Here is a 1,342-nt window from a genome sequence, read left to right as displayed (position 1 = left end):
ATCTAAACCGTTTTACTAAAGGAGCTGGACAGCCATTACTTACAGCTGGTCAATTAAAAACCATGTTGATTCCACTCCCTCCGCTCGCCGAACAACAACGCATCGTCGCTATCCTTGATAAGTTTGAAGCTTTAACCACCTCGCTTACCGAAGGCTTACCGCGTGAGATTGAATTGCGTCAGCAGCAGTATGAATATTATCGCGAGCTGCTGTTGAGTTTTCCTAAGCCTGAGGTAGTAGAACATGACTGAACAGACCCAAACGATTGCTGAATCGAACAATTTTATCGTCCTTAATAAATATACCAAGTGCGATCAGCCTGATGGAGGCTATCAAACCGAAGACGATTTAGAGCGCGAATTACTCAAGGACTTACAAAACCAAGGTTATGAATTTGTCGCTGGTTTAAATTCCCCCAAAACCATGTTGGCTAACGTGCGTGTGCAGCTGCAAGCGTTAAATGAGGTGCAGTTCACAGATGACGAATGGCAACGCTTTGTGATGGAATACCTCGATAACCCTAGCGACAACAGCACCGATAAAGCACGTAAAATTCATGATAATCATATTCATGACTTCGTGTTTGATGATGGTCATATCCAAAATATCGCGCTACTCGATAAGAAAAATATTCCACGCAATAAAGTACAAGTGATCAAACAGTTTGCCCAAACAGGCACACAGGCGAACCGTTATGACGTCACTGTTTTGGTCAATGGCTTGCCACTGGTGCAGATTGAGCTGAAAAAGCGTGGTATTGCCATTCGTGAAGCCTTTAACCAAGTGCATCGTTATAGCAAAGAAAGCTTTAACTCCGATAACTCGCTATATAAATACATACAGCTGTTTGTGATCTCAAACGGTACAGACACACGCTACTTTGCCAATACGACCAAGCGCAATAGAAACAGCTTTGATTTCACCATGAACTGGGCGAGATCAGACAACACCTTAATCAAAGACCTAAAAGACTTCACAGCCACCTTCTTCCAAAAAAACACCCTATTAAACGTGCTGATGCATTACACCGTCTTTGATGTGAGTGACACCTCATTGGTCATGCGCCCTTATCAGATAGCGGCTACTGAGCGTATTTTGTGGAAGATAAACAGTGCCTATCAAGCCAAAAACTGGAGCACCCTTGAGAGTGGCGGTTTTATCTGGCATACCACCGGCTCAGGAAAAACCTTAACTAGCTTCAAAGCGGCACGTTTGGCGACTGATCTTCCCTTCATTGATAAAGTATTTTTTGTGGTAGACCGTAAGGATCTCGATTACCAAACCATGAAAGAGTATCAACGCTTCTCCCCTGATAGCGTCAACGGCTCAGACAGTACCGCAG

At 43.9% G+C, this 1,342-nt stretch carries 2 protein-coding genes; both read left to right on the top strand.

What is annotated here, in order from left to right:
- A partial coding sequence (locus tag JMY09_RS14345) for a restriction endonuclease subunit S (protein ID WP_201624626.1) occupies positions 1-251 on the top strand: 251 nt, incomplete at its 5' end.
- A partial coding sequence (locus tag JMY09_RS14340; RefSeq protein WP_201624624.1) for an HsdR family type I site-specific deoxyribonuclease occupies positions 244-1,342 on the top strand: 1,099 nt, incomplete at its 3' end. The genes JMY09_RS14345 and JMY09_RS14340, both read left to right, overlap by 8 nt.

Source organism: Psychrobacter urativorans, assembly GCF_904846695.1.
Taxonomy (GTDB): Bacteria; Pseudomonadota; Gammaproteobacteria; order Pseudomonadales; family Moraxellaceae; genus Psychrobacter; species Psychrobacter urativorans.
Note: the sequence above shows the minus strand (reverse complement) of the source record. Positions and strands in the feature narration are given on the sequence as shown.